The organism is Pseudomonas sp. 5Ae-yellow (assembly GCF_014077575.1).
Lineage (GTDB): Bacteria > Pseudomonadota > Gammaproteobacteria > Pseudomonadales > Pseudomonadaceae > Halopseudomonas > Halopseudomonas neustonica.
The window spans coordinates 1-3,833 of the sequence record NZ_JACGWE010000083.1 but is presented as its reverse complement, the minus strand read 5'-3'; the positions used below and the strand labels follow the sequence as shown (position 1 = coordinate 3,833).

Below are 3,833 nucleotides of genomic sequence, written 5' to 3'. Positions count from 1 at the left end.
CGTGACCGGTGATTCCGGGATATCACCCAAAATCGGTCACGATAAAACGGAATGAGCGGTCACGTTAGCCCGGAACAGGCGGTCACGTTCAAACGGAATGGGCGGTCACGATGGGCCGGAATATGCAGTTGCAGCGATGAAGGGCGTGCTCTCCAAAAAGTGGTAACGCCTGCAGGTCGAAAGATAGTCGCCCGGCACTTGATCCAGCAGCACCGAATCAGTGAACGGAGCGCCTGCCAGTTTGTAGGTATTTCCTGTAACGCGTTTCGTTATCAAGCCAGGGCAGGGGACGACCATGCCTTGAGAACAAGGCTCAGAGAGCTTGCTGCGCAGCAGTGCGCCTGCGTTTATCTATTCTTGTATGGCTTGCTGAAGACCGAGGATCTGGTGATCAATCGCAAGCCCAGGTGTCGGATATGTACCGAAGAAGAGCTTCAGTTGCGCACCAAGCGACGCTAGAAGCTGTAAGGTCCTTGGCAACCTCTTGAAGCCTCTGGAGCCGCCAACGATCGTTGGCCTATGGATTTTGTCCCCGACCAACTCGCGAATTTGTGCCGTTTCCACGTGCGAACGTGGCGGATGACTTTTGCGTGAAATGGTCGGACAGTTCGTAGCCATATCGATTGGACTGAACTAGTCGTCGTCAGTTGACGACACTCGAAGGGCGGCGTAACGAGAAAAATATTATCGAACCAACGATACTAATTCATGGGAAAGGTCACTGCGCGCCGCTTAGGTTGAACCCTCATCGGGTTTTCGCACTTGCCGCAAAGGTTGAGAGTTTACGCTGGGCTGTTTCCCCGGATATAGGTTTCCAGGCCTGCGATGGTGACCGGGTGGGAAAACAGGTAGCCCTGAAACAGATCGCAGCCGCAGTTTTTCAGGACTTGCATCTGCTCTTGGGTTTCCACGCCTTCAGCCAGAATGTCCATGTTATAGAGCTTGCCGATGCTGATAATGTTTTTAACCATTTTCAGCGATGTTTGGTCCCAGAGGATGTTGTCTACAAAGCTCTTGTCTATCTTGAGTTCATCAATAGGTAGATCGCGCAGAATTCCGAGCGAGGAGTAGCCTGTGCCGAAATCATCCAGGGCAATCCGAATTCCAGCATGATGCAGCTTCTGGAGAATACTGCGCATATGATCCAAGTCATCGACCAGCAGATTTTCGGTGATTTCCAGACAGATCAGATGCCGGGGTATACCGCTGTGTTGAATCTTTTCGAGCAAATTTGTTGCAAATTTTTCTTCTGCAAACTGGCGTATTGAAATATTGATAGAAAGGCGAAATGCTCGCTTATGGCGCTGATAAAGCGATCTGATCTGGGAGAGCGATTGGTCGATAATGTATTCGCCTAGTTTGTTCATTCTTCCCGACTGCTCAGCCACGCCGATGAACTGGTCAGGCGGGACCAAGCCTAGCTCTGGCTGCTGCCAACGAACCAGTGCCTCCACGCCACACAAGTGCCCTAATGCGTCAACTTGCGGTTGATAGGTTAGAAAAATTTCGTCGTTATCTACGGCGCTTCGCAGCATTTGTTCTATGCGTACGCGAAATAGATATTGCTCTTCCAGGTTTGGCCGGAAGATATTAACGCTATTGCGTTGTTTCTTGGCCTCATACATCGCGATGTCGGAGGCGCGCAGCAGCTCATCGAGCTGGGTGCCATGCTCAGGAAACCGAGCTATGCCAATACTACAACTGGGCGAGAACGTCATGCCTAGAGCCTGAATGTTCTCACAGGACTTATAAATCAATTTTGCGACCCGTTCTTCGTTCGCCTCTTGTGGCAAGCCGGCAGTGAGTAGAACAAACTCGTCGCCTCCATGGCGGACCAACAATTCATTGTCGTCGATGCTGGCGTTCAGTCGCTTGGCAAGCTCTATGAGTAGGCCGTCGCCAATACTATGACCAAAGTTATCATTGATCCCCTTGAAGTTATCCAAGTCGATAAACAACAGCGAGAAACCTGTTTTTTCGTGGGTCCATTCGGCAAAGGTTGATAGCAGATAATTACGGTTGGGCAGTTGAGTGAGCGGATCGTGGCTCGCTTGAAACATCAGTGCTTTGCGCTGTTCTTTTTCGGCGCGGTCGATGTAGCGAAACAGGAGAAACATGGCTATTTGAAAGGCCAGCATGATGACTAGGTAGGTGGCGAATATGTTGATAAATTCCCGTATCAGGTAATGCTCTTCAATCTCTGATATAAGCCAGAACTCGTAGCGGGGGTTGTACATGGCGACCGCCCTGACTATGCCGCGCTCTGACTGGGTATCCCAGCTAAAGCTGACCTGTCGGACGTTCCCTTCCGGAGCACTCAGCTGATTACCAGCCTGTTCCATAATTGCCTGTTTGAGCCTGTGGTAGGCGGCCTCATCCATGGGATGCTCATGGAAGTGGGGAATGAGCTCTCCATCGGTGGAGTACTGCAGGTAACGATCACTGTTGCGAAGGATCGTAATGCGATTGAATTTACCCAGTACCCTGTTGTTGGAAAAAAATCCTTTTGGTCCGAGCAGGCTCAATGCCCCCGTCATGACGGCCAGCACTTTGCCGTCGTTATCACGTATCGCTTTGCGGGCCGGAATAACCAGGCGGGGTGCAAGGTAGGTGCGTCCAAGCACCATTTTTTCGCTTTCCAGCGCGCGAATAAACGAGTCGCGAGCCTGGGGCAGGTCACGTAAATTGACTACGTTGTTTTGCTCCAGATTAGAAGACACGACAAGCACCTCGCCCGCGGGGGCAACGAGCGCAAAGCCGGAAAAAAAATCCGGATTCAGGTTCATCAGCTCATCGAGTTGAGCTTGAATGGCTTGGAAGTCTTTGGGCTGGACGTCGACCAGCTTTTCGCCAATTAGCGTGATGATGGCTTCTTGTTGCTCAAGAATAGACGAGAAAGAAACGAACCATTGAGCCGCTGTACCTTGCTGACTGACATTGTGAAATTGGGTAAGAGAGTTCCAGCGTGAGAGCGAAAGGCTGGCGAGAAGCACGGTACTGGTCAGCAAAATGAGGAAGAACAACAGCCAGATGTTTCTTTTGAGTATAACCATTGGTCAGTAGCTCTCCACTGGAACTCCGCTGTAACCATGGGAGCAAGCCGCCAGATAAGTGCGCAGGTTGTCAGCATAGCCGATTGATGGCGGAAAAATAAGGCTATGCATTGTTAATGCTGGGTTTGCGAGTGCTGGTTTACATCGGTCATCCAGTCCCGTCTTGCAAAGCCTCTGCTGCAGCGCAGCCGAGTTTATCCAGTCGATGATCGCGCGATCAAGCTCAAACCGGGTTGGTTAGTAACGATGCCACGACGCCAGTGCAGCCGTGTAGTCCTGAACTTTTCAATTTTGTTGATACTCTCTCTACATCAGCGTTCAGCTTATTGCGTGCGTTTTTTGGAGATGTCATGAGGCAAACGAGCGAGACACATCAGCGAGCGATTATCCAACGACTCGACAAATTCAGCCGTTTCACCGATAGCAGTATCCGCCTTCCTTTCACTCGTTTCAGCGTCGGTTTTGAAGCCATTATTGGTCTGGTTCCCGTTTTGGGTGATGTAGTTGGGCTGGGTATGGCAGGCTACGTGCTTTGGGAGGCGCGGCGGGCGGGCGTCAGTACGGATATCACGCAGCACATGCTGCGCAATGTGGCTATTGATTTTGTGGGTGGGTTGCTGCCGGTAGTGGGTGATGCCTTTGATGCTATTTTTAAGGTTCATCGCGGATTAGCGGGAATTTAGTAGGGACGGCGGACAAGCTGGGTTAAGTTTGGGTCACCACAACACCAACCAGACCCAACTGCCGCCGTCGCTATGGATGCTAAACTTCTTGACCTCT

The 3,833-nt window shown here is 51.2% G+C and carries 2 protein-coding genes; one reads left to right on the top strand and one right to left on the bottom strand.

Annotation, left to right across the window (positions count from 1 at the left end):
* Positions 1 to 782 precede the first annotated feature (782 nt).
* A complete protein-coding gene (locus H4J77_RS19125; protein ID WP_182250011.1) occupies positions 783 to 3,053 on the bottom strand; it encodes a bifunctional diguanylate cyclase/phosphodiesterase in 2,271 nt (756 codons plus the stop codon).
* 350 nt (positions 3,054 to 3,403) lie between these two features.
* Between H4J77_RS19125 and H4J77_RS19120 the strand changes: the two genes are divergently transcribed.
* A complete protein-coding gene (locus H4J77_RS19120; protein WP_182250009.1) occupies positions 3,404 to 3,736 on the top strand; it encodes a DUF4112 domain-containing protein in 333 nt (110 codons plus the stop codon).
* The last annotated feature ends 97 nt before the right edge of the window (positions 3,737 to 3,833 follow it).

What these genes read in the sequence shown, in the direction of transcription:
- H4J77_RS19120 (WP_182250009.1), top strand. Translation starts at nt 3,404, where the DNA reads ATGAGGCAAACGAGCGAGACACATCAGCGAGCGATTATCCAACGACTC.
- H4J77_RS19125 (WP_182250011.1), bottom strand. Translation starts at nt 3,053, where the DNA reads ATGGTTATACTCAAAAGAAACATCTGGCTGTTGTTCTTCCTCATTTTG.